This is a genomic window from Kineosporia rhizophila, assembly GCF_021277265.1.
In the GTDB taxonomy this organism is placed as follows: Bacteria; Actinomycetota; Actinomycetes; order Actinomycetales; family Kineosporiaceae; genus Kineosporia; species Kineosporia rhizophila.
The window spans coordinates 173,801-200,463 of record NZ_JAJSOH010000008.1; the positions used below are offsets into that span (position 1 = coordinate 173,801).

At 69.9% G+C, this 26,663-nt stretch carries 21 protein-coding genes; 17 read left to right on the forward strand and 4 right to left on the reverse strand.

From position 1 onward, the window contains the following. Window positions 1–88 precede the first annotated feature (88 nt). From sucC to LWF15_RS14635, 3 genes are all read left to right on the forward strand, one after another. A complete protein-coding gene (sucC, locus tag LWF15_RS14625) occupies window positions 89–1,270 on the forward strand; it encodes an ADP-forming succinate--CoA ligase subunit beta (RefSeq protein WP_232811343.1) in 1,182 nt (393 codons plus the stop codon). Window positions 1,271–1,273: 3 nt separating this feature from the next. Next, entirely contained in the window at window positions 1,274–2,161 is an 888-nt protein-coding gene (gene sucD, locus LWF15_RS14630) for a succinate--CoA ligase subunit alpha (protein WP_232811344.1), read from the forward strand. Between the two features lie 216 nt (window positions 2,162–2,377). After that, window positions 2,378–3,955 (forward strand): cell division protein PerM, encoded by a 1,578-nt coding sequence (locus LWF15_RS14635; protein ID WP_232811345.1) that lies wholly within the window; start codon window positions 2,378–2,380, stop codon window positions 3,953–3,955. Between the two features lie 3 nt (window positions 3,956–3,958). Here the strand turns inward: LWF15_RS14635 and LWF15_RS14640 are convergent, their stop codons facing one another. Next, window positions 3,959–5,668: a hypothetical protein gene (locus tag LWF15_RS14640; protein WP_232811346.1), complete on the reverse strand. Its 1,710-nt coding sequence runs from the start codon at window positions 5,666–5,668 to the stop codon at window positions 3,959–3,961. A gap of 185 nt (window positions 5,669–5,853) precedes the next feature. On the opposite strand from LWF15_RS14640, the gene purN reads away from it, so the two are divergent. The 13 genes from purN (at window position 5,854) to LWF15_RS14705 (ending at window position 21,624) form a co-directional block, all read left to right on the forward strand. Beyond that, window positions 5,854–6,510 carry a phosphoribosylglycinamide formyltransferase gene (gene purN / locus LWF15_RS14645; RefSeq protein WP_232811347.1) on the forward strand — a complete coding sequence of 219 codons (657 nt, stop codon included), beginning with the start codon at window positions 5,854–5,856 and terminating at the stop codon, window positions 6,508–6,510. Between the two features lie 168 nt (window positions 6,511–6,678). Continuing rightward, window positions 6,679–8,310: a bifunctional phosphoribosylaminoimidazolecarboxamide formyltransferase/IMP cyclohydrolase gene (purH, locus tag LWF15_RS14650; RefSeq protein WP_232811348.1), complete on the forward strand. Its 1,632-nt coding sequence runs from the start codon at window positions 6,679–6,681 to the stop codon at window positions 8,308–8,310. A gap of 14 nt (window positions 8,311–8,324) precedes the next feature. Then, window positions 8,325–8,639, forward strand: coding sequence for a DUF3017 domain-containing protein (locus LWF15_RS14655; protein ID WP_232811349.1), 315 nt, complete (start codon window positions 8,325–8,327; stop codon window positions 8,637–8,639). A gap of 172 nt (window positions 8,640–8,811) precedes the next feature. Beyond that, a complete protein-coding gene (locus LWF15_RS14660) occupies window positions 8,812–10,080 on the forward strand; it encodes a toxic anion resistance protein (RefSeq protein WP_232811350.1) in 1,269 nt (422 codons plus the stop codon). 64 nt (window positions 10,081–10,144) lie between these two features. After that, window positions 10,145–10,822, forward strand: coding sequence for a hypothetical protein (locus LWF15_RS14665; protein WP_232811351.1), 678 nt, complete (start codon window positions 10,145–10,147; stop codon window positions 10,820–10,822). After that, on the forward strand, window positions 10,819–12,372 hold the full coding sequence (locus LWF15_RS14670) for an AAA family ATPase (protein ID WP_232811352.1): 1,554 nt from the start codon (window positions 10,819–10,821) through the stop codon (window positions 12,370–12,372). The genes LWF15_RS14665 and LWF15_RS14670 overlap by 4 nt, the downstream gene beginning before the upstream one ends. Continuing rightward, complete coding sequence (locus tag LWF15_RS14675; protein ID WP_232811353.1) at window positions 12,369–13,700, forward strand: hypothetical protein; 1,332 nt, start codon at window positions 12,369–12,371, stop codon at window positions 13,698–13,700. The genes LWF15_RS14670 and LWF15_RS14675 overlap by 4 nt, the downstream gene beginning before the upstream one ends. A gap of 5 nt (window positions 13,701–13,705) precedes the next feature. Then, the gene (locus tag LWF15_RS14680; protein ID WP_232811354.1) at window positions 13,706–14,719 is read left to right on the forward strand and encodes a glutamate ABC transporter substrate-binding protein; all 1,014 of its coding nucleotides are present in this window, start codon (window positions 13,706–13,708) and stop codon (window positions 14,717–14,719) included. Window positions 14,720–14,777: 58 nt separating this feature from the next. Next, a complete protein-coding gene (locus tag LWF15_RS14685; protein WP_232811355.1) occupies window positions 14,778–15,914 on the forward strand; it encodes a hypothetical protein in 1,137 nt (378 codons plus the stop codon). A gap of 1 nt (window position 15,915) precedes the next feature. Next, window positions 15,916–18,165 (forward strand): serine/threonine-protein kinase, encoded by a 2,250-nt coding sequence (locus LWF15_RS14690; protein ID WP_232811356.1) that lies wholly within the window; start codon window positions 15,916–15,918, stop codon window positions 18,163–18,165. 32 nt (window positions 18,166–18,197) lie between these two features. Continuing rightward, the gene (locus LWF15_RS14695; RefSeq protein ID WP_232811357.1) at window positions 18,198–19,448 is read left to right on the forward strand and encodes a protein phosphatase 2C domain-containing protein; all 1,251 of its coding nucleotides are present in this window, start codon (window positions 18,198–18,200) and stop codon (window positions 19,446–19,448) included. 101 nt (window positions 19,449–19,549) lie between these two features. Beyond that, a complete protein-coding gene (locus LWF15_RS14700) occupies window positions 19,550–20,833 on the forward strand; it encodes a vWA domain-containing protein (RefSeq protein WP_232811358.1) in 1,284 nt (427 codons plus the stop codon). Further along, window positions 20,830–21,624, forward strand: a complete 795-nt coding sequence (locus LWF15_RS14705) for an FHA domain-containing protein (RefSeq protein WP_232811359.1) — start codon at window positions 20,830–20,832, stop codon at window positions 21,622–21,624. Before LWF15_RS14700 ends, LWF15_RS14705 begins: the two co-directional genes overlap by 4 nt. A gap of 23 nt (window positions 21,625–21,647) precedes the next feature. Here the strand turns inward: LWF15_RS14705 and LWF15_RS14710 are convergent, their stop codons facing one another. From LWF15_RS14710 to purU, 3 genes are all read right to left on the reverse strand, one after another. Beyond that, window positions 21,648–22,250: a hypothetical protein gene (locus tag LWF15_RS14710; RefSeq protein ID WP_232811360.1), complete on the reverse strand. Its 603-nt coding sequence runs from the start codon at window positions 22,248–22,250 to the stop codon at window positions 21,648–21,650. Window positions 22,251–22,537: 287 nt separating this feature from the next. Next, window positions 22,538–23,113 carry a DUF6318 family protein gene (locus LWF15_RS14715; RefSeq protein ID WP_232811361.1) on the reverse strand — a complete coding sequence of 192 codons (576 nt, stop codon included), beginning with the start codon at window positions 23,111–23,113 and terminating at the stop codon, window positions 22,538–22,540. Window positions 23,114–23,174: 61 nt separating this feature from the next. Beyond that, window positions 23,175–24,134, reverse strand: coding sequence for a formyltetrahydrofolate deformylase (gene purU, locus LWF15_RS14720; RefSeq protein WP_232811362.1), 960 nt, complete (start codon window positions 24,132–24,134; stop codon window positions 23,175–23,177). Window positions 24,135–24,763: 629 nt separating this feature from the next. Here purU and LWF15_RS37520 point away from each other — a divergent pair. After that, a complete protein-coding gene (locus LWF15_RS37520) occupies window positions 24,764–26,635 on the forward strand; it encodes a glycoside hydrolase family 26 protein (RefSeq protein WP_232811363.1) in 1,872 nt (623 codons plus the stop codon). Window positions 26,636–26,663 lie beyond the last annotated feature (28 nt).

Sequence of the window (26,663 nt, forward strand, 5' to 3'; positions counted from 1 at the left end):
CGCGCTACACGGCCGCTTGGTCCGGCACACCAACCTGTCCGGACTAGGCTCGACGACACAACCGTCCCCGTCGTTGAGGACCCCACCCGTGGATCTTTACGAATACCAGGCTCGCGACCTGTTCGCGGCCCACGGCGTACCGGTGCTGGACGCCCTCGTGGCCGACACACCGGAACAGGCCGCCGAGGCCGCCAGCAAGCTTGAAGGCTCCGTAGTCGTCGTCAAGGCGCAGGTGAAGGCCGGTGGCCGGGGTAAGGCGGGCGGCGTCAAGCTCGCCAAGTCCCCCGAAGAGGCCGCCGAGCGCGCCAAGGACATTCTCGCGCTGACCATCAAGGACCTGCCGGTCCGCCGGGTCATGATCACCCAGGGCGCCGACATCGCCGAGGAGTACTACTTCTCGGTGCTGCTCGACCGGGCCAACCGTACCTACCTCGCCATGGCCTCCCGTGAGGGCGGCATGGAGATCGAGGAGCTTGCGGTCGAGCGCCCGGAGGCCCTGGCCCGCATCCCCGTCGACGCCATCACCGGCATCGACGCCGCGAAGGCTCAGGAGATCGTCGACGCCGCCGGGTTCGACGAGGCCGTCAAGCCGCAGATCGTCGAGGTCATCCAGAAGCTCTGGACCGTGTTCAAGTCCGAGGACGCGACCCTCGTCGAGGTCAACCCGCTGATCAAGAGCGGTGACGGCAAGATCGTCGCGCTCGACGGCAAGGTCTCGCTGGACGAGAACGCCGGCTTCCGCCACCCCGAGCACGAGGCCCTGGCCGACCAGGCCGCCGCCGACCCGCTCGAGGCGAAGGCCAAGGAGAAGAACCTCAACTACGTGAAGCTCGACGGCAACGTCGGCATCATCGGTAACGGCGCCGGGCTCGTGATGAGCACGCTCGACGTGGTCGCCTACGCCGGTGAGCAGTTCGGTGGCTCGCGTCCGGCCAACTTCCTCGACATCGGCGGTGGCGCCAGCGCCGAGGTGATGGCCAACGGCCTGGAGATCATCCTCTCCGACCCGCAGGTGAAGTCGGTGTTCGTCAACGTTTTCGGCGGCATCACCGCCTGCGACGCGGTGGCGAACGGCATCGTGCAGGCCTTCCAGCTGCTGGAGTCCCGGGGCGAGAGCGTGACCCGCCCGCTGGTCGTCCGCCTCGACGGCAACAACGCCGAGCTGGGCCGGCAGATCCTCACCGACGCCGGGCTCGCGGGCCTGGAGCAGGTGGACACGATGGACGGCGCCGCCTCCCGCGCGGCCGAGCTCGCAGCCAAGGGAGCCTGAGCGATGGCGATCTTCATCGACGAGAACAGCAAGGTCATCGTCCAGGGCCTGACCGGCTCCGAGGGCAAGAAGCACGCCCAGCTGATGCTGAAGTCGGGCACCCAGATCGTCGGCGGCGTGAACCCGCGCAAGGCCGGCACCACGGTCGAGTTCGAGGGTGGCGTGTCCGTGCCGGTGTTCGGCACGGTCGCCGAGGCGATCAAGGAGACCGGCGCCGACGTCAGCGTCATCTTCGTGCCCGCCGCCTTCACCAAGGCCGCGGCGTACGAGGCGATCGACGCGGGCATCCCGCTGGCCGTGGTGATCACCGAGGGCGTGCCGGTGCACGACACCGCCGACTTCTATCAGCACGCGGTCAACTCCGGCACCACCCGGCTGATCGGGCCGAACTGCCCGGGCCTGATCAGCCCCGGCAAGTCGAACGTCGGCATCATCCCGGCCAGCATCACCGGCCCGGGCCCGATCGGGCTGGTCAGCAAGAGCGGCACGCTGACCTACCAGATGATGTACGAGCTGCGGGACATCGGCTTCTCGTCCGGCGTGGGCATCGGTGGTGACCCGGTGATCGGGACCACCCACATCGACGCGCTCGCCGCGTTCGAGGCCGACCCGGAGACCAAGGCGATCGTGATGATCGGCGAGATCGGTGGCGACGCCGAGGAGCGGGCCGCGGCCTACATCAAGGAGCACGTGACCAAGCCGGTCGTCGGCTACGTCGCGGGTTTCACCGCCCCCGAGGGCAAGACGATGGGCCACGCGGGCGCGATCGTGTCCGGCTCGTCGGGCACCGCGCAGGCGAAGAAGGAGGCCCTCGAGGCCGCCGGGGTGAAGGTCGGCAAGACGCCGAGCGAAACCGCCCAGCTGATGCGGGAGATCGTCAGCGCTCTCTGACGCTTGCGGTTTTTGGCCGCAGGGCAGCCGATGGTGGGCTCCCTGCGGCCAAACCTTTTTAGGACGTTTGTGGGCCTGCTCGCGGGGAGCGGCGAGTTCGGGGGTGGCGGCTCGCGGGTCGAGCGGTACGCCCCAAAACTGTGACTCGTCACGGATCTGGCGACACCCCCGTGGAAGTCCCACGTCAGGGGCGTTTCCTCGACCAGCATGACGGGGATGAGCACCGTACGGGAACGCATCGGCCTCCGCCCCGGCACGCCCCCGGCTCCGGTGGTGGCCGGGCCGGGCCGGCGCCCGAACATGGTGCTCTACTCCGCCGTCGTGGCTGTTCAGGCGGCCCTGGCCTCACTCGTGGTGGTGATGGTGCCGGTGGTGCTGGCCTGGGCCACGGCCTCGTACAGCCGGGCCCCCTGGACCGACGTGGTCCAGCTGGGGATCGGCGCCTGGCTGCTCGGGCACCACGTCGGCATCGTGATCCCGGACGGGCACATCGGGCTGGTCCCGATCGGCCTGCTGCTGATCCCGGTGGTCAGCTGCTGGTTCGGCGGGGTTCGGCTGGCCCGGGGACTGGACCCGAACACCGACCAGATCCGCGAGGGAATCGGCCGGGCCCGCCCCCGGGCGCCCCGGCCGAAGGCGATGGCGGTGTTCGCGTTCAGCTATGCGGGCACGGTGACGGCGATGGCCACGCTGGTGACGACCTCGCAGGTCCGCCCCCTGCTGGGCCAGGCGTTCGCCGGCGCGATGGTGATCGTCTGCCTGGCCGGCGCGGCGGGGATGGCCGCCTGGGTGGGCGGGGGAGTGATCCCCGGGCTGCGCCTGCTGGTGGACAAGTCTCGCGCGCCCAAGGTGATCCGCCGCTGCTTCCGGCCAGTTCTGCTGGGGCTCGCGGTGCAGCTCGCCGCGGCTCTGGTGCTCTTCGTCGTGGCCACCGTGCTGGGCTGGGACCGGGTCACGCAGCTGCATTCAGCGCTCGCCCCGGGCGTGGTCGGCGGGATCGTGCTGACCCTGGGGCAGTTGCTCGTGGTGCCGAACCTGACGATCTGGTCCGGCTCCTATGCGGCGGGGGCAGGCTTCTCGGTGGGGGAGGGCACCACTGTGGCCCCCGGCCAGCTCGACGTCGGGGCGTTGCCGGCGCTGCCCGTCCTGGGCGCCCTGCCCTCCGCCCCCGGCCCGGAAACGCTCTGGTTGCTGATGGCGATCCCGGTGCTGGGCGGCCTGGTGACCGGTTACCGCGTGCTGCGGATGCCTCTCGGCCGCAACCTGATCCACATTGACGCCTCGCCCACCCGCCGGATGATCGAGCGGGTGCCCCATCATGTGCGCGTACCCCTGGTCCGCGCGGTCGTTGCCGGTCTGCTCATGGTTCTCGCCTGGACCCTGCTCGGCTGGCTTTCCGGTGGTGCGGCCGGGCCCGGCCGGCTCGACGTGATGGGGCCCGACGTCCCGACACTGGCTCTGTTCATGGCGGCCGAGGCTGGTGGCGCGATCGTGCTTACGGTGGCTGTCGGGCTCGTGGTGCGTCGTCTCATCGGGTCACGTAAGAGCGCTGCTGCTGACGTGCCGATGTCTGGTGGTACCCCGGGCCGCGGTATCCCGCGTCCGGCCCGGACTCCCGCCGAAGGGCTGCTCGTGTCCGGCATCGCTGATGCCCCGGGTGCCTCGGCCACGGCGGCGGGGACGGCCAAGAAGCCGGCCTCGCTGGCCGATGTGGGGGCGGACCCGCTGGCCTGGCTGGACCGGCCCGGGCCGGGCCCGCGCAAACGCACGGACCCGCCCCGCCACGCCTCCTGAGACTCAGCTCCCGGAGCGCTGGTTCAGGTCTTCCAGAATGCTGTCGAACCGGTCGTTCGTCTCGTCCAGGCAGGCCTTCTCGGCGGTGTCGGTGCTGGCCCGGCTCTGGCACTTCTCCAGGTCCGAGATCACCGGGTAGTAGACCGCCTGGGTGAGCAGGATCAGCAGGAGCAACCCGGTCACCCCCAGCCCGAACACGGTGAAGACCACGCCGCGGGCGGGCATTCCGGCGCGCCGCATCTCGGCCAGGCCGATCAGGACCCGGATGCCGACGAACGCCCCGGCCAGCCCGAGCGCGATCCCGGCCAGCCGGAAGGGCAGGGCCAGCGAGGTCACGATCAGCAGGCCGATCACCATGATGATGAACAGCCGGAGCCGGTCGCGGGTGCGCAGCGCCAGGGCCTTCAGTTCGTCGGGGCTCTTGCGCCTGCGGTCGGGCAGGTTCCAGCCCTGCTGCCCCGGTCCGCCCGGTCCGCCGGATTGGCCTGGCCCGCCCGGCTGACCGAACTGGCCGTACGGGCCGGGCTGATGGAACTGGCCCGGCTGGGCGTAGGGGCCGGCCTGGTTGTACGGGCCGGGCTGGCCGAACTGGTTGTAAGGGCCCGGCTGGCCGTACTGGTTGTAGGGACCCGGTTGTCCGTACGGGCCCGCCGGGCCGAACTGGCTTGCTTCGCCGAACTGGCCCGATTGACCGAACTGGCTTGCCTGGCCGGGCTGCCCGTACTGGCCGAGTTGGCCCGTTTGAGCGAACTGGTTCGGCTGGCTGAACTGGCCCGTTTGGTCCGTCGGGCCGAAATGGCCCGGCTGGCCGTACGGGGCGGGCTGGGTGTTCGGCGTGGGCTGACCGTACTGGCCGGGTGAGCCAGGCTGTCCCTGAGGCGTCGAGTCCTGGGACCAGGCCTCGCCGGGCCCCGGATACTGGCCGTAGGGAGCCTGGCCAGGCAGCGTCTGGCCGGATGAGGGGTGGTCGTTCTGCGGCTGCCCGGGAGTCGGCTGGCCGTGAGGAGCCTGAGCAGGGGATACCTGTCCGGGGGTGGCCTGGTTGGCCGGCGGCTGCCCGTAAGTAGCCTGGCTGGGCGGGGTTTGGCCTGCGGTGGTCTCCGTGGCGGTTTGGCTGTCCGAATTCCGCTCCTCGACCGTCTGACCCTGGGCCGCCTTCTCACTCACAGTGCTGCCGTCCGCCTCGCCCGGCCCGGTCTGATCAATGCCGACTTCGATCTTGTCCGGCCCTGGCTCCGTGCTCCGAGCCGGGTGGTCGTGGGTCTCGACCTCGCCACCACGGCCCGCAGCGCCCGTCAGTTCGCCGGTGGCCTTCACCTGGTTGGTCTCAGCCTCGTCGTCCAGGGGGGCCGGGCTCTCGGCGAGCGGCTCCTCCTGCAGCCAGGCGGCCGGGATCTGGCCGGGGGGCAGGGGCGGCCGGCGGGTGGCGCCGGTCTCGTGGGGCGGGATCGGGGACGAGCCCCCTTCTTCGGACGTGGCGCGGGGGCGGGGAGGGCTCAGGTCTTCCGGGCCGGAGCCCTGGGGCTCCGAGGCCTCCGTCTCTGAGCCTTCGGCCTTCGAGTTGGCCGGCTCCGATGGCCGGCCTGGGGCGTGTGGGCTCCCCGCGGGGGCGCCGGCCACCTCGGTGCGGCGGTCGTCGTCCTGCGGCACCGGGCTCTTCTCCGGTGCGTCGGGCCAGCTGTGGCCAGGCCCAGGGTTGGGGGTGCTCGGCACGGCTCCTCATCGTTGGCTCGGGGACCGCCGAGGCGGCCGGTCTTTCGAATGGTCTCAAATGCTGTTGTACCGGCAGTTCGGCCCGGCGCAGGTCTGCTGCGGTCACGGTTGCGGCCACAGTTGCCGGCGGACTTCGCCACCTCCGGCGCCCGGATGCCGTCCGGGCCTGGCTATCGTCTCCGTTCGTGACCGAGGATCCCCAGGTACCCGCAGCGGCCGCAGACGCCGGAACCCAGGGCGGGGCCGCGGCGTTGCCGCGGGTCGCCGTCATCGTGTCCGGCAGCGGCACACTGCTGCAGGCACTTCTGGACAACGCGCAGGGCTACACCATCAGTTCCGTGCTCTCCGACCGCGCCGACGCGCTCGGCCTGGAGCGGGCCCGCCGGGCCGGGGTGCCCACGGCGGTGGTCGAGGTGAAGGACTTCCCCGACCGGGCCGCCTGGGACCGGGGCCTGCTGCGCGCGGTCGAGGCGTTCGCGCCCGACCTGATCGTGCTGGCCGGTTTCATGCGGATCGTCGGCGAGCCCCTGCTGACCAGGTACGGCGGGCGGATCATCAACACCCACCCGGCCCTGCTGCCGGCCTTCCCCGGGGCGCACGGGGTGCGTGACGCGATGGCGCACGGGGTGAAGGTGACCGGCTGCTCGGTGATCCTGGTCGATGCGGGCACCGACACCGGGCCGATCATCGCCCAGCGGGCCACCGACGTCCTGGACGAGGACACCGAGGAGACGCTGCACGAGCGGATCAAGGTGCTGGAGCGGGACCTGCTGGTGGACGTGGTGGAGCGGATGAGCACCAAGGGCTGGAAGGTGGAGGGCCGCAAGGTCCGCCTCGGCTGAGCCGCCCCAGGGGGCCCCGGCGCGTTCTGCCGGGCGGGGCGATCGGGGAGTGCCCGGAGGCGTCCCCGGTAGCCACCCGGTGGTGTCCCGGAAACCGTCCCTGGAACCACCGGTACCGGGCCGCAGCCGGTGCAGAACTGTCACCGGTAACGGATATCGTCTGGTGCCGTGAGTGAAACCACTGCCACCCCCGTTCCCGCCGCTGCGGCCTCCCGGCTCCCGATCCGCCGGGCCCTGGTCTCCGTCTACGACAAGACCGGTCTCGAAGAGCTGGCCCGCGGCCTGCACGAGGCCGGGGTGGCCCTGGTCTCCACCGGTTCCACCGCCGGGCGGATCGCCGCCGCCGGGGTCCCGGTCACCAAGGTCGAAGACCTCACCGGCTTCCCCGAGTGCCTCGACGGCCGGGTGAAGACCCTGCACCCCAAGGTGCACGCCGGGCTGCTGGCCGACCGCCGCCTCGACTCGCACGTGCAGCAGCTGGGCGAGCTCGGCGTCGAGCCGTTCGACCTGCTGATCAGCAACCTCTACCCGTTCACGGCCACCGTGGCCTCCGGCGCCACCCCCGACGAGTGCGTCGAGCAGATCGACATCGGCGGCCCGAGCATGGTGCGCGGCGCCGCGAAGAACCACCCGTCGGTGGCCGTCGTGGTCGACCCGGCCCGCTACTCCGACGTCCTGGCCGCGGTCGCTGCCGGCGGCTTCACCCTGGCCGAGCGGCAGCAGCTGGCCGCCGCCGCGTTCCGCCACACCGCCGACTACGACGTGGCGGTCGCCTCCTGGATGGGCAACGTGCTCGCCCCCGCCGAAGACGGCTCCGGCTTCCCGGTCTGGGCCGGCGCCACCTACGAGCGCGAGACGGTGCTGCGCTACGGCGAGAACCCGCACCAGAAGGCCGCGCTGTACAAGAGCGGCCGGCCCGGCCTGGCGCACGCCGAGCAGCTGCACGGCAAGGAGATGTCGTACAACAACTACGTCGACACCGACGCCGCCTGGCGGGCCGCGCACGACCACGGCACCCTGCCCACGGTCGCCGTGATCAAGCACAACAACCCGTGCGGCATCGCGGTCGAGAGCGGGACCGACGGCGTCGCCGGGGCCCACCTGAAGGCGCACAACTGCGACCCGGTCTCGGCCTACGGCGGCGTGGTGGCCACCAACCAGACGGTCAGCGCGGCGATGGCCGAGCAGCTGTCCGAGATCTTCACCGAGGTGGTGGCCGCTCCCGACTTCGAGCCCGCCGCGCTCGAGGTGCTCACCCGGAAGAAGAACATCCGGCTGCTGAAGGTGCCGGCCGAGACGGCGCCCGCGGCGACCGAGACCCGCCCGATCAGCGGCGGTCTGCTGATCCAGAACGTCGACCGGATCGACGCCGGGGCCGGCGACGAGTCAACCACCGGTGGCGACGAGCCGTCCAAGTGGCGTCTGGTGGCCGGTGAGCCGGCCGACGAGGCCACCCTGGCCGACCTGGAGTTCGCCTGGCGGGCCATCCGCGCGGTGAAGTCCAACGCGATCCTGCTGGCCGACGGCGGGGCCAGCGTCGGTATCGGGATGGGCCAGGTCAACCGGGTCGACTCGTGCCGCCTGGCGGTCGAGCGGGCCGGGGCCGAGCGGGCCAAGGGGGCGGTCGCCGCCTCCGACGCGTTCTTCCCCTTCGCCGACGGGCTGCAGGTGCTGCTCGAGGCCGGGGTCCGGGCCGTGGTCCAGCCGGGCGGGTCGATCCGTGACGAGGAGGTCATCGCCGCCGCGCAGGCCGCCGGCGTCACGATGTACCTCACCGGCACCCGGCACTTCGCCCACTGAGGGCAGCGGGCACCGTGAGCACACCGACCACGAGTCACAGCAGGGGGCTGAGCGGGGTGGAGGGGCCGTCGCTACCGGTTCGCCGGACCGCGTTCTTCGTCGTGCTGCTGCTGGTCGCGGCCTCGCTGCCGCTGACCCTGCTGATCAACTTCCAGGTCGGCGGGTACGTGCTCGCGCTGGCCGCACTGGTCGGGGGCACCGCTCGCGCGGTGCTGCCCGACTACCTCTGCCTGGGGCTGCTCGTGCGGTCCCGGCAGCAGGACGTCCTGACCATGTACGTGCTGGGAGTCGCGGTTGCCCTGTTGGCCTGGAAAGTCCCCGGTGGGTGATCCGCCGGAAGGGTCCCAGCGCTTAGGCTGACCTGAGGGTGGGGGCCTCCCGGGGCGAGCATGCAACGTCGGCCCGGGGCAGAGCGTTGTGCAAGGTGCGGGCCCTCCTCGGCCCGCAGGAAGCCCTGATGCCTCACCGGTGTCCGGGGGGAACTGACGCGAAAGGGATCCGATGAGCGAGCCTACGAGCCCCGGCGGTCAGGCTGCTGCCAGCCGCCCGAGCCCCCTGCAGCCCCCTGCTCCGGCTGTGTCCTCGCTCACCCTGACCGCGCCGGAGCCACCGCCGGCGATCGCCCAGACCCAGGCGCCGGAGCTGGCCCCGGCCATCGACCCGGCGGCGCTGCCCGGGCTGGACGCCAAGGTGGACGACTACATCGGCTCGCTGATGTCGGCCGACCCCAAGTCGCCGGAGTTCGCCAGCCGCACCAACGACGTGCGCACGATGGGCGACACCGACATCCGGGAGGCCGCCGACAGTTCCAACCGGCTGCTCCAGGTGCCGGTGAAGGCGTTGAACGAGGGCGGTCTGGCCAAGGGGTCCAAGGTCGGCGCCACCCTGGTGGAGCTGCGGCGCACGGTCGAGGAGCTGGACCCCAAGGGGGCCACCGGCACCAAGAAGATCCTCGGGATGATCCCGTTCGGCAACAAGGTGCGCGACTACTTCCAGCGCTACCAGAGCGCGCAGGAGCAGCTCAACGCGATCATCCAGGCGCTCTACAACGGCCAGGACGAGCTGCGTCGCGACAACGCCTCGCTGAACCAGGAGAAGCAGCACCTCTGGACCACGATGGCCCGGCTGAACCAGTACATCTACGTGGCCGAGCGGCTGGACTCGCGCCTGTCGGCGCAGATCGCCGAGTTCGAGGCCTCCGACCCGCAGCGGGCCAAGGCCCTGCGCGAGGACGTCCTGTTCTACGTCCGGCAGAAGCACCAGGACCTGCTCACCCAGCTGGCCGTGTCGATCCAGGGCTACCTGGCGATGGACATCATCATCAAGAACAACCTGGAGCTGATCAAGGGCGTCGACCGGGCCACCACCACCACGGTCTCGGCCCTGCGCACCGCGGTGATCGTGGCCCAGGCGCTGTCCAACCAGCAGCTCGTGCTCGACCAGATCACCGCGCTGAACAGCACCACCTCGCGGATGATCGAGAGCACCTCGGAGATGCTGAAGGACAACTCGGCGCGGATCCAGGCCGGCGCCGCGTCGGCCGCGGTCGGCCTGCCCGAGCTGCAGCGGGCCTTCGCCAACATCTACGCCACGATGGACGCGATCGACACGTTCAAGGTGCAGGCGCTGGACACGATGGCGGCCACCATCGGCACGCTGGAGACCGAGACCACCAAGGCCCGCGGCTATCTCGACCGGGTGCACGCCAACGACCAGCGCACCGCGCAGGCCGAGCGGGGCGGTTCGCTCGACCTCGGCATGGGCCGCTGAGCAAGCGACGCTGACACGAGCGGGGAAGCAGAAGAGCTGAAGATGTGCGCAGAACGGGGCCGTCGTGTCCTTCGGTGACTGGCTCGGCCGGGTCTTCGGCCGGGAGCCCGAGCCGGAGCAGCCCCGGCTGGAGCTGCCCAAGGTGAAGACCAGCGCCGAGCTGCTGGACGAGCTGGCCGCCTTCGAGCAGGAGATCGCCGACCGGGTGCCCACGATGGTGCTGTCCCGGGTGGCCCGGGTGGCCTCGATCGTGCGCGACACGATCCCCCGGCTCGACCAGCTCGGGGCGGGCAGCTACCAGGCGCACACGGTGGTCGCCACCGCCACCAGCTACCTGCCCGAGGCGGTCGGCGGCTACCTGCGGCTGCCCCGCTCGTGGGCCGACACCCGGCCGATCGCCAACGGCAAGACGGCCCTGCTCCTGCTCTGCGACCAGCTCGACCTGCTGGCCTACAAGATGGACCAGATCCTCGACGCGGTGGTCCGGGCCGATGCCGCCGCCCTGATCGCCCACGGTCAGTTCCTCGCCGAGAAGTTCGGTGCGGGAACCGGTCTGGAGATCGGTCAGATCAACGCGCCACCGCAACCCGGCCAGGCGCCGCCGCCGTTGTCCGGGGTGCCGCCGCGCACCGCTCCGTCCGCCGACCAGCGCGCACCGAGCATCGAGCTGGAAGACGAGCCCACCGATCCGGGCCGGACCCCGCCGGTACGCCGGCTCGAACCACCGACGGGTGCGGCATGAGCGATCGCCACGAACTCCTTCCGGCCCTGGCGAAGCTTGCCGCCACGGGTGTCGCAGCCGGCCTCGACGAGGCCGAGGTGCGTTCCGAAGGTGCGGCTTTCGCGGCCGCCATCGCCGAGTCGGCCACCGGCGCCGCCCATCAGTGGGCCGCGGCCCAGGGCCGCACCGTGCAGGACTTCTTCGATGCGGCCAGCAGTGCGCGGCGCTGGCGCAACTCGCCCACGGCACTGCTCACCAGGCTGGCCCAGTCCGGCTCCCCCCAGTCCGAAGACTACGCAAAGGCCCTCACCGAGGTGGCTTCCGCGGCCTGCTCGCTGGGCGAACCGTCGATGCGGGTGGTAGCCAACGCCTCGGCCGCCTCCGCCGCTCAACTGGCGGGGGCAAATCTCCGCCCCCTGCCGCCACCCACCGAGCCGGCGCCGCAATCGTCCTATGTTCCAAGCACTCCCGTGATCCCCGCCCTGGCGCCCTTCGGGCCTCTGTCGGTGCAGGATCTGCCTGGGGGCTGGCGTTTCACCGGTGGTCCAGACCCGGCCCAGTCACAGAACACCGATCCCAACCCGGCCGCGGGCCTGACCTCCGCCCAACCGCAGCAGGCCTCACCCACGTCCTCAGTCGAAGCTCCGAAAGAACCCGAGCCGCCGGCCAGGTCGCTGGAAGAACTGCTCGCCGAGCTCGACGAGCTGATCGGCCTGACCACGGTGAAGAACGAGATCCACCGGCAGGCACAGCTTCTGCGGGTCGAGAAGCTGCGGGCCGAGGCCGGTCTGCGCAGCGTCACGATCACCCGGCACCTGGTGTTCAACGGCAACCCGGGCACCGGCAAGACCACCGTGGCCCGCCTGGTGGCGGGCATCTACCGTGCCCTCGGGCTGCTCAGCCAGGGGCACCTGGTCGAGGTCGACCGGTCGGAGCTGGTGGCCGGTTACCTGGGGCAGACCGCCCCGAAGACCGCCGAGGTGGTCAAGAGTGCCCTGGGCGGAGTGCTGTTCATCGACGAGGCCTACTCGCTCGCCGGTGACGACTACGGCACCGAGGCGATCGACACGCTGGTCAAGGAGATGGAGGACCACCGCGACGACCTGGTGGTCATCGTCGCCGGGTACCCGCTGCCGATGGCCGGTTTCATCGCCAGCAACCCGGGCCTGTCCAGCCGGTTCCGCACCACGATCGAGTTCGACGACTACACCGACGACGAGCTCGAGCAGATCTTCTCGATGCACGCCGGCAACGCCGACTACCTGGTGGGCGAGGCCACGCGCGAACGCTTCCGCGAGCTGCTGCCCGACGAGCGGCCGACCGGTTTCGGCAACGGGCGCTGGGCCCGCAACGTGCTCGAGGCCGCGATCGGGCACCAGGCCTGGCGGCTGAGAGACGTCGAGACCCCCACCGTGGAGCAGTTGCGTGAACTGCTGCCGAGCGACCTGGACGGCGAGGACGAAGTAGCCAGCGAGGACGAAGTAGCAAGCAACGAATCCCCCGAAGCAGACGTCAGCACGGATGTGAGCGCTCCGGACACCGACCCCGCTGGGCAGGAGAGTGCGTCATGAGTCAGACGGTTGTGCCCGCGCCCGTGTTCGTCCGGAGTGGTCCCGAGGCGGCGCCACCGCCCAACCGGATCCAGGCGGCCGGGCAGGCACTGCGGGCCTCGTTCGCCGGTAGTCCGGGGCGGCTGCGGCTGATTGCGCTCGGGGCTGTGTTGTCGGTGGTGATCTCTGCGCTGCTGGGTGGGTGGGCGCTGCAGATGCGTTCGTCGGCGCTGTCCCGGGCCGACGCGTCTTCCGAGCACCTGCTGCTGCTGCAGAACGTGCAGACCAAGTTGGTAGAGGCCGACGCGGCGGCCACCAACTCCTTCCTCGGCGACGGTCTGGAACCGCAGGATCAGCGGCTCGCCTACATCCGCGCGCTGAAGGAGGCTTCGCGCGACCTCGCCCTGGCCTCCCGGCACAGTGAGGCTGACGCTAGATCGCTGGGCCAGGCGAACGCTCTGCTCACCCGGTATGCCGGGTACATCTCCTCTGCACGGGCCAACAACCGGCAGGGCGACGCTGTCGGGGCCAGCTACTTGCAGTCGGCCAGCGCCCTGCTCCGGGGCGAAACAAGGGGCGACGAAGAGATCAAGGGCATCGACACGCTGCTGAACGAGCGGGCGGTCGCATCCGTCACGGCCCGGGACGACGCCTTTTCCCAGTCCGAGAACGCCCGCTGGCTGCTCCTTCTGGCCGGCGTGATCGGCGTCGGAGGTCTTGTCTACGCACAGCTCCTGATCACCCGGCACTCGCACCGTTACGTGAACATCCCGGCCGCTGCGTCCACCATCGGACTGGCCGCAGTGCTGGTGGGGGCGACCGTGGTGATGTCCTCGGCGCAGAGCGAGGCCAGCGACGTGCGCTTCGGCCCGCTCGAACGGGCTATCGAGCTCAGCAATTCACGGGTGGCGGCGTTCGACGCCAAAGCCCAGGAGAGCCTGACCCTGATCGACCGGGGCTCGGCCAGCCCGTCCGACGAGGTGTGGAACAACTCCTACACCGACGCTGTCGGCAGTCTCGACGGGCTCGATTACCCAGATGCCAAGGCCTCCCTCGAACAGTACGGCGAGGCTCACAAGAAGGTGAACGAGCTCGACCTGGGCGGCCAGTGGGACACCGCGGTCGACCAGGCGATCAGTTCGGGTGACGGCTCGGGCAACGCGTTCTTCGACCGCTACGACGACCAGACCCGGGCCGACCTGGAACAACAGAAGGAAGTAGCTCTGGATCGGCTCGGTACTGCGAACGACCCGCTGCTGCCGGTCGCCCTGCTCCTGCTCGTCGTCGGCGCGCTGTGTGCAGCCGGCGCCTGGTGGGGCGTCTCACTCCGACTCGACGAGTACCGGTGATGACGATGACGAAATCCACGCGCACCCTGCGGATCCTGGCGGCCACCGCGGCCGGGGCCCTGCTGTTGGCCGGTTGCTCCAGTGCCCGGGCCACGCACCAGGCGACTCCTGAGGCAATCCCGGCCCAGCCGGTGGTGGCTGCTGCCCTCAACGACAAGTGCGACGATGGTCTGCCTGCGGTGGCGTCGATAGATCCTCAGGGTGCCAGCCTGAATCCCTCGGCCTGGCCGGAGAAATCGACCATGGCCGAGGTTCGTGAGAGCGGAAAACTGATAGTCGGTGTGGCCGGGGACGTGACCCTCTGGGGGGCGCGTGAACCTGGCTCCAAGGATCTGCGGGGCTTCGACATCGACGTGGCCAATCACATCGCCGATGCGATCGGCCCCAAGGTCCAGGTCGAGTACGAAGTGATCAACTTCGCCGATCGGCTACCCCGGCTGAAGAACGGTGACGTGCAGTTGGTCGCCCACACAATGACGATGACCTGCGAGCGCTGGTTCGGCAGCAAGGCGAAGCCGGACGAGTTCATCAACTTCTCCACCGAGTACTACCGAGCCGGCCAGAAGGTGCTGGTACGCAGCGACTCCAAGGCTACCAAGCTGGCCGATCTGGAAGGTCAGACGGTCTGCGCGGCAACGGGTTCCACCAGTCTGGCCAGCCTTGAGGGCACTGGGGTCGTGCAGGTGGAGGTCGGGGACGTCGGCGAGTGCCTGGTCCGGTTCCAGGAGGGCGAGGCCACCGCCATCACCGGCGACGACACGGTGCTGGCCGGCTTCGTGGATCAGGACAAGTACGCCAAGGTGGTCGGCGCGCCGCTCACCGACGTGCCCTACGGCCTCGGTATCGCGCCGGACGACTACGACTTCACCCGCTTCGTCAACCTGGTGCTCGAGCAGATGCGGGCCGACGGCACGCTCGACGGTCTTTATGACAAGTGGATGAAGGGCAAGAGCACCAAGCAGCCGGTGCCCAAGGCGGTCTACGGACGCCAGCAGACAGCGCTGGAGAAGCGCGGCTGATGTTCCCCACACCCCCGAGGCAGCGCGAACGGCGGGCATCGTGGTCGAATTGCCCTCGATGACACGACCGGAACACGCCACGGCCCCCACCGCCCCGGGCCGTCTGGGCCAGGCGATCGGCGTGGACGAGTTGCGCACCTACCTCGGCGCGCTGGACACCTGGCGGGCCTCGCGCAAGCGGGAGCTCGACCAGATCGACGCCGCCGCCCTGCGCTCGGACGAGGCCGACAGCTACACCGCCGACCTGACCCTGGCGATGACCATGTGGCAGTCGGTCAGCGACCGCTGGGGCGAGCTCACCCGGATCTGGGACTCCGGCCGGGTCGGCCCGCAGCAGCAGGAGCAGATGTCCCGAGTGATCTGGGGCACCGGTGCGGGCGGTGGCTCAGCCGCGATGACCGGCACGATGATGGGTCTTTCGCTGGTCGAGGCCTGCCGGCTGTCCGACGCGCTCACCGCCACGCTGCGGGCCCGGCTGTCGTTCGATCCGATGGCGGCCGACGTGGCCGCCCGGATCCAGGCCACCCGGGCCACACTGGAACGCTGCGCCGAGCAACTGGCCGACAGCCGGGCCACCCGCCCGGCCTCGCTGCCCGACATCGACGCGCTCACCCGGCGACTCGACGAACTGGCGGCCCGGGCCCGACGCGGGTCGGACGTGAGCGGCCCGTTCGCCGCGATCGAGGCAGCCGCGGCCAAGGCCGAGCGCGACCTGATCGTGGCCGGCGCCGCGCATCGCGACCTGGGCCGCGACTACCGCGCCACCCTGGCCCGCCGTCGTGAACTCGAGGCCGAGGCCGAGGAGCTGTTCCGGCTCGTGGACCGTACCCGCGCAGCGGTGGTACCGACCCCCAAACTGGCGGTGCCGGACGTCTCCAGGCTCGGAAAGGTGCCGCAGACGCGCGAGGCCCTCGACGCGTTCCGGGCCCGGCTGGAACTGGTCGCCGCCGCGATGCGGCAGGTACGCGATACCTACACCCGGGCTCTCGGTGAGCCCGCCGTCCTGCTCGGTCTGCTCCAGGCGTTCGCCGCCAAGGCCAAGGCCAACGGCCGGGCGAACGATCCGCTCGTCGCACTCGTCAAAGAACAGGCAGAGGCCGCGCTCTCGGCCGTGCCCTGCCACATCCAGGACGCTCGCAACACAGTCGAGAACTACCAGCGGCTGATCGTCCCGGTCCCCGGGGGAGGAATCTGAAATGCCTTCGACTCCGCTCGCCTGCACCCAGCCGGGCTGCACCGGCACCATCGAAGACGGCTACTGCAACGTCTGCGGTTCGCCGGCCGGGGTCAGCGCGCCCGCCGCGGCCGGCGGCGGACCGGTGGAGGCCGACTCGGCGCGGGTGATGTCCAGCCGCACCGCGTCCTCCAACCGTCTGGCCAGCGCGCCCCTGGGCTCGGCCCGGGCGATGGGCGGCACCAACAACACCCGTCGGCTGGGCTCCACCTCGTCGCGCACCCGGGGTGCCCGGCTGGGCGCGGGCATCACCACGGTGCCCCCGGCCGCGGTCCCCGACCCGCTGGCCGCAGTCAAGGACGACCCGCAGGTACCGGAGAGCCGGCGCTACTGCCCGAACTGCGGCAACCCGGTGGGCCGCTCCCGGCAGGGGCGCGAGGGCCGGCCGGAGGGCTTCTGCCCGAACTGCCGCGCGCCGTTCTCCTTCACCCCCAAGCTGAAGAAGGGCGATCTGGTCGCCCACCAGTACGAGGTGGTCGGCGCGATCGCGCACGGCGGCCTGGGCTGGATCTACCTGGCCAAAGACAAGAACGTCTCCGACCGCTGGGTGGTGCTCAAGGGCCTGCTGAACTCCGGCGACCCGGACGCGCTGGCCGCGGCGATCGCCGAGCAGCGGTTCCTGGCCCAGGTCGAGCACCCGCTGATCGTCGAGATCTACAACTTCGTGACGCACGACAGCGCCGGTTACATCGTCATGGAGTACGTCGGCGGCAAGTCGCTGAAAGACCTGCTGAAGGACCGGCTCAAGGAGTCCGGCGGCACCTTCAGCCCGTTCCCGGTCGACCAGGCGATCGCCTACATCCTCGAGGTCCTGCCCGCCTTCCAGTACCTGCACGACACCGGCCTGCTCTACTGCGACTTCAAGCCGGACAACATCATTCAGGCCGGCGACTCGATCAAGCTGATCGACCTGGGTGGTGTGCGCCGGATCGACGACATGGACTCGGCGATCTACGGCACCGTCGGCTACCAGGCTCCCGAGGTGCCGGACGTCGGTCCCTCGATCGCCAGCGACATCTACACCGTCGGGCGCAGCCTGGTCTCGCTGGCGATGGAGTTCCGCGGCAACACCACCACCTACGCCACCACCCTGCCGAACGTGGCCGACACGCCGCTGTTCCAGCAGTACGACTCGCTCTACCGGCTGCTGGCCAAGTGCTGCGCGCCCAACCCGGGCGACCGCTTCGCCACCGCCGACGAGCTGCGCACCCAGTTGCTCGGCGTGCTGCGCGAGGTGGTCGCCGCCCACCGTGGTGAGCGGCCGGCCTCGCACTCCACCGCCTCGCTGCTGTTCGAGCCGCCGGTGGTCGAGGGCGACCGGCTGCAGTGGGACAACCTGCCCAAGCTCAAGGTCGACGACACCGACCCGCAGGCCGCCTGGCTGGCCTCGATCGACGTGGACGACCCGGTGGCCAAGCTCGACCTGCTGCTGAACGCGCTGAACCCCTCGATCGAGGTCCGGCTGGCCACCGCCTACACCGCGGTCGAGGCCGGCGACCTGGCCACCGCCGACCGCGTGGTCGGCGAGATCCTCAACGACGACCCCTGGGAGTGGCGGGCGATCTGGCTGGCCGGTCTGGCCGCGCTGGCCCGGCAGGACCCGACCAACGCCCAGGCCGCCTTCAACGCGGTCTACGGCCAGGTCCCCGGTGAGCTCGCGCCCAAGCTGGCGCTGGCGGTGGCCTGTGAAGAGGGCAACCAGCCGGACATCGCCGAGAGCCTGTACCTGACCTGCCTGCGCACCGACGCCAACTTCACCGCCGCGGCGGCGTTCGGCCTGGCCCGGATCCGCTCGCAGCGGCACACCGAGGGGCAGGGCGAGCTGGAGGCGGCGATCGCGGCGCTGGACATGGTCCCGACCACCAGCCGCAGCTTCGTCAGCGCGCGCCGCCAGAAGGCCGCGCTGCTGGTCGGCTCCGGAGCCGGGCTCGACGCACTGTCGGCCGCCCTGGAGAGCGTTTCCGCGGTGCGGCTGGACCCGCGTGACCGGGCCCAGCTACGGGTCGACGTGCTGTCCGCGGCCCTGTCCGACGTCAACTCCGGCGGAGAACGTCCCGATGTCACCGTCGGTGGCGTACCGGCTCAGGCCCCTGGGCTGCAGGACGAACTGGAGACGGCCTACCGGGAACTGGCCCAGCTGACCGAGCAGCGTGACGAGCGGGTACGGCTCGTCGACGAGGCCAATCGAGTCCGCCGCTGGACGTGGCGGTGATCATGGGTGAATCACCTGGCTATGAGGTTGATGTGAACGAGATTCCGCCGACCGGCGCGCATTCCGCGCCGGAATCGGCTGCGGGGCAGCAGATCGTCTGCCCCAACTGCGGCGTGGCCGCCGAGCCCGGCGACCTGTTCTGCGAGAACTGCGGGCAGGACCTGCCCGACGGCGTTTCGCCGATCCCGGCCGACGGGCTGAAACGGCCGGGAGGCATGGTCCACCCCGGGGCCACCACCCCGACCCGGCCCGCCGACATGAACGCGCTCAGCCCGGTGTGCCGCAACTGCGCAGGCACCACCTTCCTGGACGGCTACTGCGAAAATTGTGGGACGCCCGCGGTCAAGATCCGCGATCACTGGCAGGAACGTCCGGCGGCCTGGGTGGCAGCGGTCTCCGACCGCGGCGTCCGGCACCACCGCAACGAGGACGGGATGGCCGTGAGTGCCCGTCCCGAGCATGGTTCCCGCGCGGTCCTGGTGGTCTGCGACGGGGTCTCCTCCTCGGCCGACTCCGACATCGCCAGCCTGGCGGCCGCCCGCGCCGCCCGGGACGTGCTCGACCGCCAGCAGGCCGACCTGCCCTCGGTGGCCGGGCGGATCTCGGCCTGGACCGAGCGCCTGGCCCTGGCCGGTGACGAGGCCAACAAGCACGCGGTCGAGGCCGGCCGCGAGCCCAGCGGCCGGCCCGGTGAGCGCCTGGACAACCCGCCGTCGTGCACCTTCGCGGCCGCCGTCTTCGACTCCGGCGTGATCGTCGCGGGCTGGGTGGGGGACAGCCGGATCTACTGGATCCCGGACTCCGGCGAACCGGAACAGATGTCCAGGGACGACTCGTGGGCCACCGAGCAGATCCTCGCCGGGGTGCCCCGCGAGGAGGCGGAGAACGGGCCGCGCGCGCACGCCATCACCCGCTGGCTCGGCCCGGACAGCCCGGACACCGTCCCCACCCGCGACTCCCGTGTCGTCGACCGCCCGGGCTGGCTGCTGGTCTGCTCCGACGGCCTGTGGAACTACTGCTCCCCGGCGCACGACATGGCCGAGCTGGTGCGGGGTCTCGCGACCGAGGCCCAGGGCGATCCCGCGCTGCTGGCCAACCGCCTGGTCGACTGGGCCAACTCCCGCGGCGGCCAGGACAACATCACCGTGGCCCTGGCCCGCGTCGCACCGGTCCCACCGCAACGGGTTCCCGCGGGAGCCGCCGCGCAGACCTCGCCGCTGCCGCCGACCCAGCCCATGCCCGAGGCCTACCCGCCCGCCGACTACGGAAGCCCGCAGACCTGAACCACGTCCGGACATCCCGGACAAGAGCGCGACCAGCCTGTGAATCGGGCACGATGAACAGGGCCATCCGGCCGGTGGCCCGCGAACGATCGGAGAACCAGATGCCGTCCTTCAGTGCCGAGGTGTTCCAGAACGAGTTCATCTCGGAGGGCAGCACCGACGTACACGCCATCGTGTCGGTGACCTGCTCCGGCGCCGGTGAGGCCGGCCGTGGGGAAGGGGGTGACGCCGCCGAGATCATCATCGTCGACACCTCCGGCTCGATGCTCGACGCCAAGATCGTCGCCGCCCGGCAGGCGGCCGCGGTGGCGGTCGATCAGATCCTCGACGGCACCTGGTTCGCGATCATCTCCGGGACCCACGTGGCCACCCGCGCGTTCCCGTACCCGAACGCGCGGGTCTCGATGGTGCAGATGGAGCCGGGGGCGCGAGCGGCGGCCAAGGAGGCCATCTCCCGGCTGGAGGCCGACGGCGGCACGGCGATGGGGTCGTGGCTGAAGCTCGCGGGGCAGCTGTTCGACACGGTTCCGCAGGCCACCCAGCGCCACGCGATCCTGCTCACCGACGGCCAGAACCAGAGCGAGCAGCCGCACCAGTTCCAGAACGCCATCGACTCGGTCACCGGCCGGTTCCAGTGCGACTGCCGCGGTGTCGGCGCCGACTGGGACGTCGCGGAGCTGCGGCGGGTGTCCACCGCGCTGCTGGGCACGGTCGACCTGATCGCCGACCCGGCCTCGATGGCCGCCGACTTCGAGCAGCTGATGCAGAAGGCGATGGGCCGGGGCGTGGCCGAGGCCACGCTGCGGGTCTGGGCGCCGCAGGGCTCGCAGGTGCTGTGGGTACGCCAGGTCTCGCCCAACGTTGAGGACCTGAGCAGCCGCCGGGTCGACGTGAACCCGCTGACCTCGGCCTTCCCCACCGGCGCCTGGGGCGACGAGTCCCGTGACTACCACGTGGCCGTGCGGGTCCAGCCGCAGGCCGTGGGCCAGGAACGGCTCGCCGCCCGGGTCCAGCTCATGGTCCGCGACCAGGTGGTCTCGCAGGGGCTGGTGAAGGCCAAGTGGTCCGGCGACGACGCGCTCACCACCCGGATCGACCCGGCCGTGGCGCACTACACCGGCCAGGCCGAGCTGGCCTCCGCGATCCAGGAGGGACTGGCCGCCAAGGCCGCGGGCGACGAGGAGGCCGCCACCGCCAAGCTGGGACGTGCGGTCGCACTCGCGGCCGAGACCGGCAACGATGAGGCCACCAGCAAGCTTCGGAAGGTGGTCGACATCGACGATCCGGCGACCGGCACCGTGCGTCTGAAGCGGTCTGTCGACAAGCTCGACGAGATGGCACTCGACACCGCTTCGACGAAGACGACAAGGGTCAACAAGAGATGAGCGCACGCTGCCCGGACGGGCACGTCTCCGAATCGACGGACTACTGCGACGTCTGCGGTCAGCCGATGAATGCGGCGCCCGCACCGGCGCCCACGCCGTCGGTCAACCCCCTCGACCTCGCCCCGGCGCCCTCGTCGGGTGGTGCGTCGGCGTCGGGCGGGCCGAAAGACAAGGAGTGCCCGAACTGCCAGGCCGTCGTGCCGATCGACGACCTGTTCTGCGAGGTCTGCGGCTACGACTTCACCACTGGTGTGATGCCGGAGCCGGTTCCGGCCCCCGGCGACCAGGAGACCGAGGCCCCGGCTGAGGACGCGGTGATGATCAACGCGCCGACCACCCCGCAGCAAGTCACCCCGCCCGCCGCAGCAACCTCGCCCGAGCAGGCAACTCTCACCTGGGTGGCCGAGGTCTGGATCGACCCCGACTGGTACTCCACCCAGGAGAGCGACGAGCCCTGCCCGTCCGCCGGAATGCCCGCCGTAGTTCCGTTGTGGGACAAGAGCATCCTGGTCGGCCGCCGCTCCACCAGCCGCAACATCCACCCCCAGGTGGACTGCGGAACGGACCACGGGGTCTCGCGCCGGCACGCGCAACTGACCACCGACGGCCAGCGCTGGTTCGCCGAAGACCTGCAGTCGTCCAACGGCACCTACATCGCCCCCGCCGGGGCGCCCCTGCCCACCGACCCGATCCCGGCAGGCCAGCGCATCGAGTTCCGCGAGGGAGACCGGGTTTACGTAGGCGCCTGGACCAGGCTGGTCATCCGCCGCGCAACGCCCGACGAGCAGTAGCAAAGAGCGGCTTGAAGACGCACCTACTCGCCACGGCGGGTAGGTGCGCCTTCGGCGACCAACCGGTTCTCGGCGGCCACGACCTCCAACGTGCTCACCGGACTGGCCACCGTGGCCACCCCGTCGACCGGCAGCCAGGGCCCACCGTTCACTGAGTACTCGCCGCTGTAGACCGTGGTCAGCGCAACCCGCCGCTCCCCGGCCTGCCGATAGACGTGGGCAGTACGAAGCTCGGGGTACGGCGCCCCCGCATCCTCCGTAGCCAGAGACTCGCCGTCCCCGTAGGACCACCGAAACTCCTGCGGCGTAGCCCGAACCTGCACCGGCTGCCCCAGAATCGTGGTCGGCAACGTCACCGTCTCAGCGTCCGCGTAGAGGTTGGTCGGCACATTCACCAGGGTTCGAAGGTTGGCGGGCTGGACCACAATGGGCGAGGCCGGCAACGGCAACCGCTGAAAGTCTGCCCCGGTGAGCACCGGCACCACCAAAGGCGGCTCACCCGGCTCAGTCTCGCCGAGGCAGAAGTACTCACCCGTCGAACTCCAGCTCTCGGCGGTAGTGGCCCCCGCTGGAGCACTCCACACCCAGAACCCGATGTCGTTCGGATCCGGGGTGGCCTGGCACATGAGGGTCGCGTTCTGGCAGAGCGTGGCACTGCTCCTCTGCGGCCAGTTCTCGGTACAGGCGGGGAGATAGGTGCGGACTGTCTTCGGTTGTGCGGAAACAGGATTGGCTTCGGTTCCGGAGGTTTTGCCGCCGTCGGATCGAGCCCAGGCTTTGAGGGTGACTTCGTCATCGTCTGCGAGTGAGTCAATGCTTCCAGGTGTGGGGGAATCCGCTGCGGCATGACCGCATAGCAGCGATGCGCAGCTTGCTATGAGTAGAATGCTCAGGTATCGAACAAGGAAGGCCATTAGTTGGCCTCAAGATTGATGCCATGGACAATCCATGAGCCATCGTTCCACTCAAGAGCCACTGCGGCGCGAGCATTTTCAATCTCGGGTATATCTAGAACCGAGCCGGTGCTCGAAATAGTTTGCCCTGCCGCCTGATTGATTATGGCGATGACAATCAGCCGTTGCGGATCCTCAACGGGCGGAGATGTTACCGCCACGATGGATACGCCTGCGCCTTGCTTGCGTGTTGATGCGGATCGAAAGCTTTTTATTTCGGAGATGGCGGAAGAGCAGAACTTACATTCGGATTGACTTACTTGATCGAGTGGTTTCTCGTCAAGTATCAAATAGCTGTAGTCGTAGACATCCCAAAAATACCGAACAAACGCCTCAGCCCCCTCCGCACTCTTCTCCGCCTCAGGCGCCACCGGCGCCTCAATACTTGGCGTGGCCTCCACTGTCCCCACCGTTGTTGATGTTTCGCTGGTGGCCGGAGTTCTCTCCGTATCCGAATCAGACTTCGAGCCCGAACACCCGGCCACCAGTAGAAGCGCACCAGCAAGCAGTGCCGCGAAAAAACGTCCCCCGTTCATGAGAAAGAGAGTAACCAGCCCCCACCCCAAAAGTCCGGGTCGCGCGAAAACTGTGGATAACTCAGCCGAAGACCACGGTCTTGTTACCGTTGATCATCACCCGGTTCTCCGCGTGCCAGGTCACCGCCCGCGCGAGTACCCGGCACTCCACGTCCCGGCCGGCGGCGGCCATCTGGTCCGCAGTGGTCGCGTGCTTCACGCGTTCCACGTCCTGCTCGATGATCGGGCCCTCGTCCAGGTCACTCGTCACGTAGTGGGCCGTCGCTCCGATGATCTTCACGCCGCGGGCGTGGGCCTGCTGGTAGGGCCGGGCACCCTTGAAACTCGGCAGGAACGAGTGGTGGATGTTGATCGCGCGGCCGTCCAGGGCCTGGCAGAGCTCCGGTGAGAGCACCTGCATGTACCGGGCCAGCACCACCAGGTCGATCTGCTCGCGGTCGACGATCTCCAGCAGCTGCTTCTCCGCCTCGGGCTTGGTCTCCTTCGTCACCGGCACGTAGATGAACGGGATGCCGTGCGACTCCACCAGGTCCTGGAAGTCCCGGTGGTTGCTGACCACCGCCGGGATGTCGATGCCCAGGGCCCCGATGCGGTGCCTGAACAACAGGTCGTTCAGGCAGTGGCCGAACTTCGAGACCAGGATCAGCGTGCGGCAGCGGGTGGCCGCGTCGACCAGGCGCCACTGCATCCGGAACGAGTCGGCCACGGCCAGGAAGCCCGCGCGCAGGCGCTCCAGGGTCTCCATCGGGTCGAGGGCACTGAACTGCACCCGCATGAAGAAGGTGCCGGTGCTCCCGTCGCCGGCGTCGGCGTCGTACTGCTCGCTCTGCAGGATGTTGCAGCCGTGCTGGATCAGGAAGCTGGCGACGGCGTAGACGATGCCCGGCCGGTCCTCGCACGCGAGGGTGAGGATGTACTGCTTGCGGTCGGCGGGGGCGGAACCACCGGCACCGAGGGGGACAGGTGCGGATGTCGCCGTGGGATCGGCGCCGGCTGTTGCGAAGGACGAGGCATCGGTCACTTCCGCAGCGTGCTGGGACGGGCACCGAACGGTCAAGAGCGGCGCCCCGGTAACGGTTGCGCGTCACCTTCGGGACACCCGGAGTGCGGGAGTCATAGCACAGCGCGATGGCAGTCAATGCCGCCTAGGAGCGCCACGCTAAGTGAATGTTATGGAAGCGGCAAAGATATGCCGCACGGCGGCCACGGAGAATCCGTAGTCGTCTGATCGCCCACTGTCAGGCGCCCAGCTCACATGATCATTCCGGCCCTTCCAACACGCCGTGATGACCTGCGCGAGGGCTGTTCTGGAGGCTTGTCGATCAGCTGCTCCAGGCAACCGCTGAGACCGCCCTGAGAATTGGTCGTCTGTTTTGAATGCCCTCTGACCAGCACTGGTATGGTCTGGCCCACATTAGACGGTTGGGAACGGGGTCCCTTAGCATCACGATTCGATCTCGGTTGAGCTGATTGACCGGGATGCGTCCGTATCAACCGGCCGATGGCGGCCAGACGCTGATCAGTGGCCGGCGACCATGGGAGCAGAGAACCACCGTGACGAGCAGACGCAGGGCTCAGGCCGAAAGCGATCGGCAGGCACGAACGGCTGCGGAGCGTGAGGGGCACCAGTCCTCCGCTCGTGGTGGCGAGGTGCTTGATTCGTCCAACGGCCGGGCCGCCCGCAACAGCTACAGCCCCTCCCAGTACGCCCCGTCGGACCAGCACGACCAGTACGCAGACCCCGCCCAGGCCCGCCGTAAGCGCCGTGCCGCCACCGGCGCGCGCGTCGGCGCCGCCGAAAGTGCTTCCTTCTTCGCCGACGGCGAGGCTCCCCGTGTGCGGGTCGAGCCGGCCCGTCGCGAACCGCAGCTGAGCCGGGCCGATCTGCGCGCCCGCCGCGAGCGGATGGAGAAGCGCCGTAAGCGTCGCGCCCTGCAGCGTCAGCTGACCTTCGGCCTGATGGGCCGGGAGACCGACCCGCACGCCGCCACCGTGGCCATCCCCGAGCTCGACGAGACGAGCACCGGGAGCATCCGGGTCCGCTCCGGCCGCACCGGTGCGATCCCCACGCGTACCGGCATGATGCCGCCGCCCCCCACCGGCTCGATCACGCTGCCCGCGGCCTCCGCCGACATCATCGAGGCCGACGTCACGGTCGACGACCCGACGCCCACCGGCGAGCTGTCGTCGCGTCGTGACCTGCGCGGCAAGCGCCCCAAGACGGGCCGTCGCTCCAACCGCGGCCCGATCGGCCGGGCGGCCAGCAACAAGCGCGCCTGGCTCAGCGCCGTGGCGATCGCCCTGGTCGTGGCCGTGCCCGCCTCGCAGTTCATGAACCGCGAGAGCGACGAGAAGATCGAGGACGCGGCGCTCACCACCGACAGCCTCGAGATGCCGCCGATCACCCAGACGCGGCCGCCGTCACCCACCACCGAGCAGCTGAAGAAGAACCAGGAACGCCTGAGCAAGGCCATCTCAACGGCCCGCAAGACCAGCGAGAAGGCGACCAAGAGCAAGGCGCCGAGCAAGTCGCCGACCGGTAGCAAGACCAGCGACTCCGGCGGCGGCGACGACACCCCCTCGTCGAAGGCTCCCCGCGCCGGCGGCACCACCCAGGTCGGCCTGGCCAACCTCAGCGACAAGAACTCCGGTCTGGGCTGGGCCTCGGGCATGTACATGCCGGGCAGCCTGGCCAGCAACGCCGAGGCCTTCGGCGACTGGCGCGGCCGGGCCCTCGACGTGGTCGTCGACTGGCCGGCCCGCGCCAACTGGGACGACCTGGTGAACCCGGACTGGCTGTACCGCAGCTGGAAGGACACCTCCTACACCAAGGTCTTCGGCTTCCCGCCGTTCCCGGAAGACGGCAGCACGCTGCAGCAGTGCGCCACCGGGGCCTACAACGACAAGTGGGAGCAGATCGCCAAGGGCATCAAGAACGCCGGTATCTCCGACAGCACGGTGATCCGGCTGGGCTGGGAGTTCAACGGCGACTGGTACGCCTGGCAGGCCAGCGACACCGACGCCTTCAAGGAGTGCTGGCGTCAGGTGGTCGGCGCGGCCGAGTCCGTGGCCCCCGCCCTGACCTGGGACTGGACGGTCAACCGGGGCGTCAGCGCCGGTCTGTCCGACCCGACCAAGGCCTACCCGGGCGACGAGTACGTCGACATCGTCGGCCTCGACTCCTACGACATGTGGCCGGGTGCGGTCGACGAGAAGTCGTGGAACGTGCACCTCAACGGCAAGCAGGGCCTGAACTACTGGGCGAACTGGGCCAAGAACCGGGGCAAGAAGATCAGCGTCCCCGAGTGGGGCGTCTACCCGGGCACGGCCAACGCCGGTAACAACGGCGGCGACAACCCGTACTACATCGCCAAGATGAAGAACTGGTTCGAGAGCCTGGGCAGCCAGCTCGCCTACGAGGCCTACTTCAACGAGGACGCCGGCTACTACGCGGGCTCGATCTACGGCAGCGGGCAGAACCCGAACGCCGCCGCGAAGTACAAAGAGGTCTACGGCAACTAGCTCCAGCCACGAGAACGGCCCTCGGGAG

What these genes read in the sequence shown, in the direction of transcription:
- sucD (WP_232811344.1), top strand. Translation starts at nt 1,274, where the DNA reads ATGGCGATCTTCATCGACGAGAACAGCAAGGTCATCGTCCAGGGCCTG.
- LWF15_RS14635 (WP_232811345.1), top strand. Translation starts at nt 2,378, where the DNA reads ATGAGCACCGTACGGGAACGCATCGGCCTCCGCCCCGGCACGCCCCCG.
- LWF15_RS14660 (WP_232811350.1), top strand. Translation starts at nt 8,812, where the DNA reads ATGAGCGAGCCTACGAGCCCCGGCGGTCAGGCTGCTGCCAGCCGCCCG.
- LWF15_RS14670 (WP_232811352.1), top strand. Translation starts at nt 10,819, where the DNA reads ATGAGCGATCGCCACGAACTCCTTCCGGCCCTGGCGAAGCTTGCCGCC.
- LWF15_RS14675 (WP_232811353.1), top strand. Translation starts at nt 12,369, where the DNA reads ATGAGTCAGACGGTTGTGCCCGCGCCCGTGTTCGTCCGGAGTGGTCCC.
- LWF15_RS14680 (WP_232811354.1), top strand. Translation starts at nt 13,706, where the DNA reads ATGACGAAATCCACGCGCACCCTGCGGATCCTGGCGGCCACCGCGGCC.
- LWF15_RS14685 (WP_232811355.1), top strand. Translation starts at nt 14,778, where the DNA reads ATGACACGACCGGAACACGCCACGGCCCCCACCGCCCCGGGCCGTCTG.
- LWF15_RS14690 (WP_232811356.1), top strand. Translation starts at nt 15,916, where the DNA reads ATGCCTTCGACTCCGCTCGCCTGCACCCAGCCGGGCTGCACCGGCACC.
- LWF15_RS14700 (WP_232811358.1), top strand. Translation starts at nt 19,550, where the DNA reads ATGCCGTCCTTCAGTGCCGAGGTGTTCCAGAACGAGTTCATCTCGGAG.
- LWF15_RS14705 (WP_232811359.1), top strand. Translation starts at nt 20,830, where the DNA reads ATGAGCGCACGCTGCCCGGACGGGCACGTCTCCGAATCGACGGACTAC.
- LWF15_RS14710 (WP_232811360.1), bottom strand. Translation starts at nt 22,250, where the DNA reads ATGTGCCAGGCCACCCCGGATCCGAACGACATCGGGTTCTGGGTGTGG.
- LWF15_RS14715 (WP_232811361.1), bottom strand. Translation starts at nt 23,113, where the DNA reads ATGAACGGGGGACGTTTTTTCGCGGCACTGCTTGCTGGTGCGCTTCTA.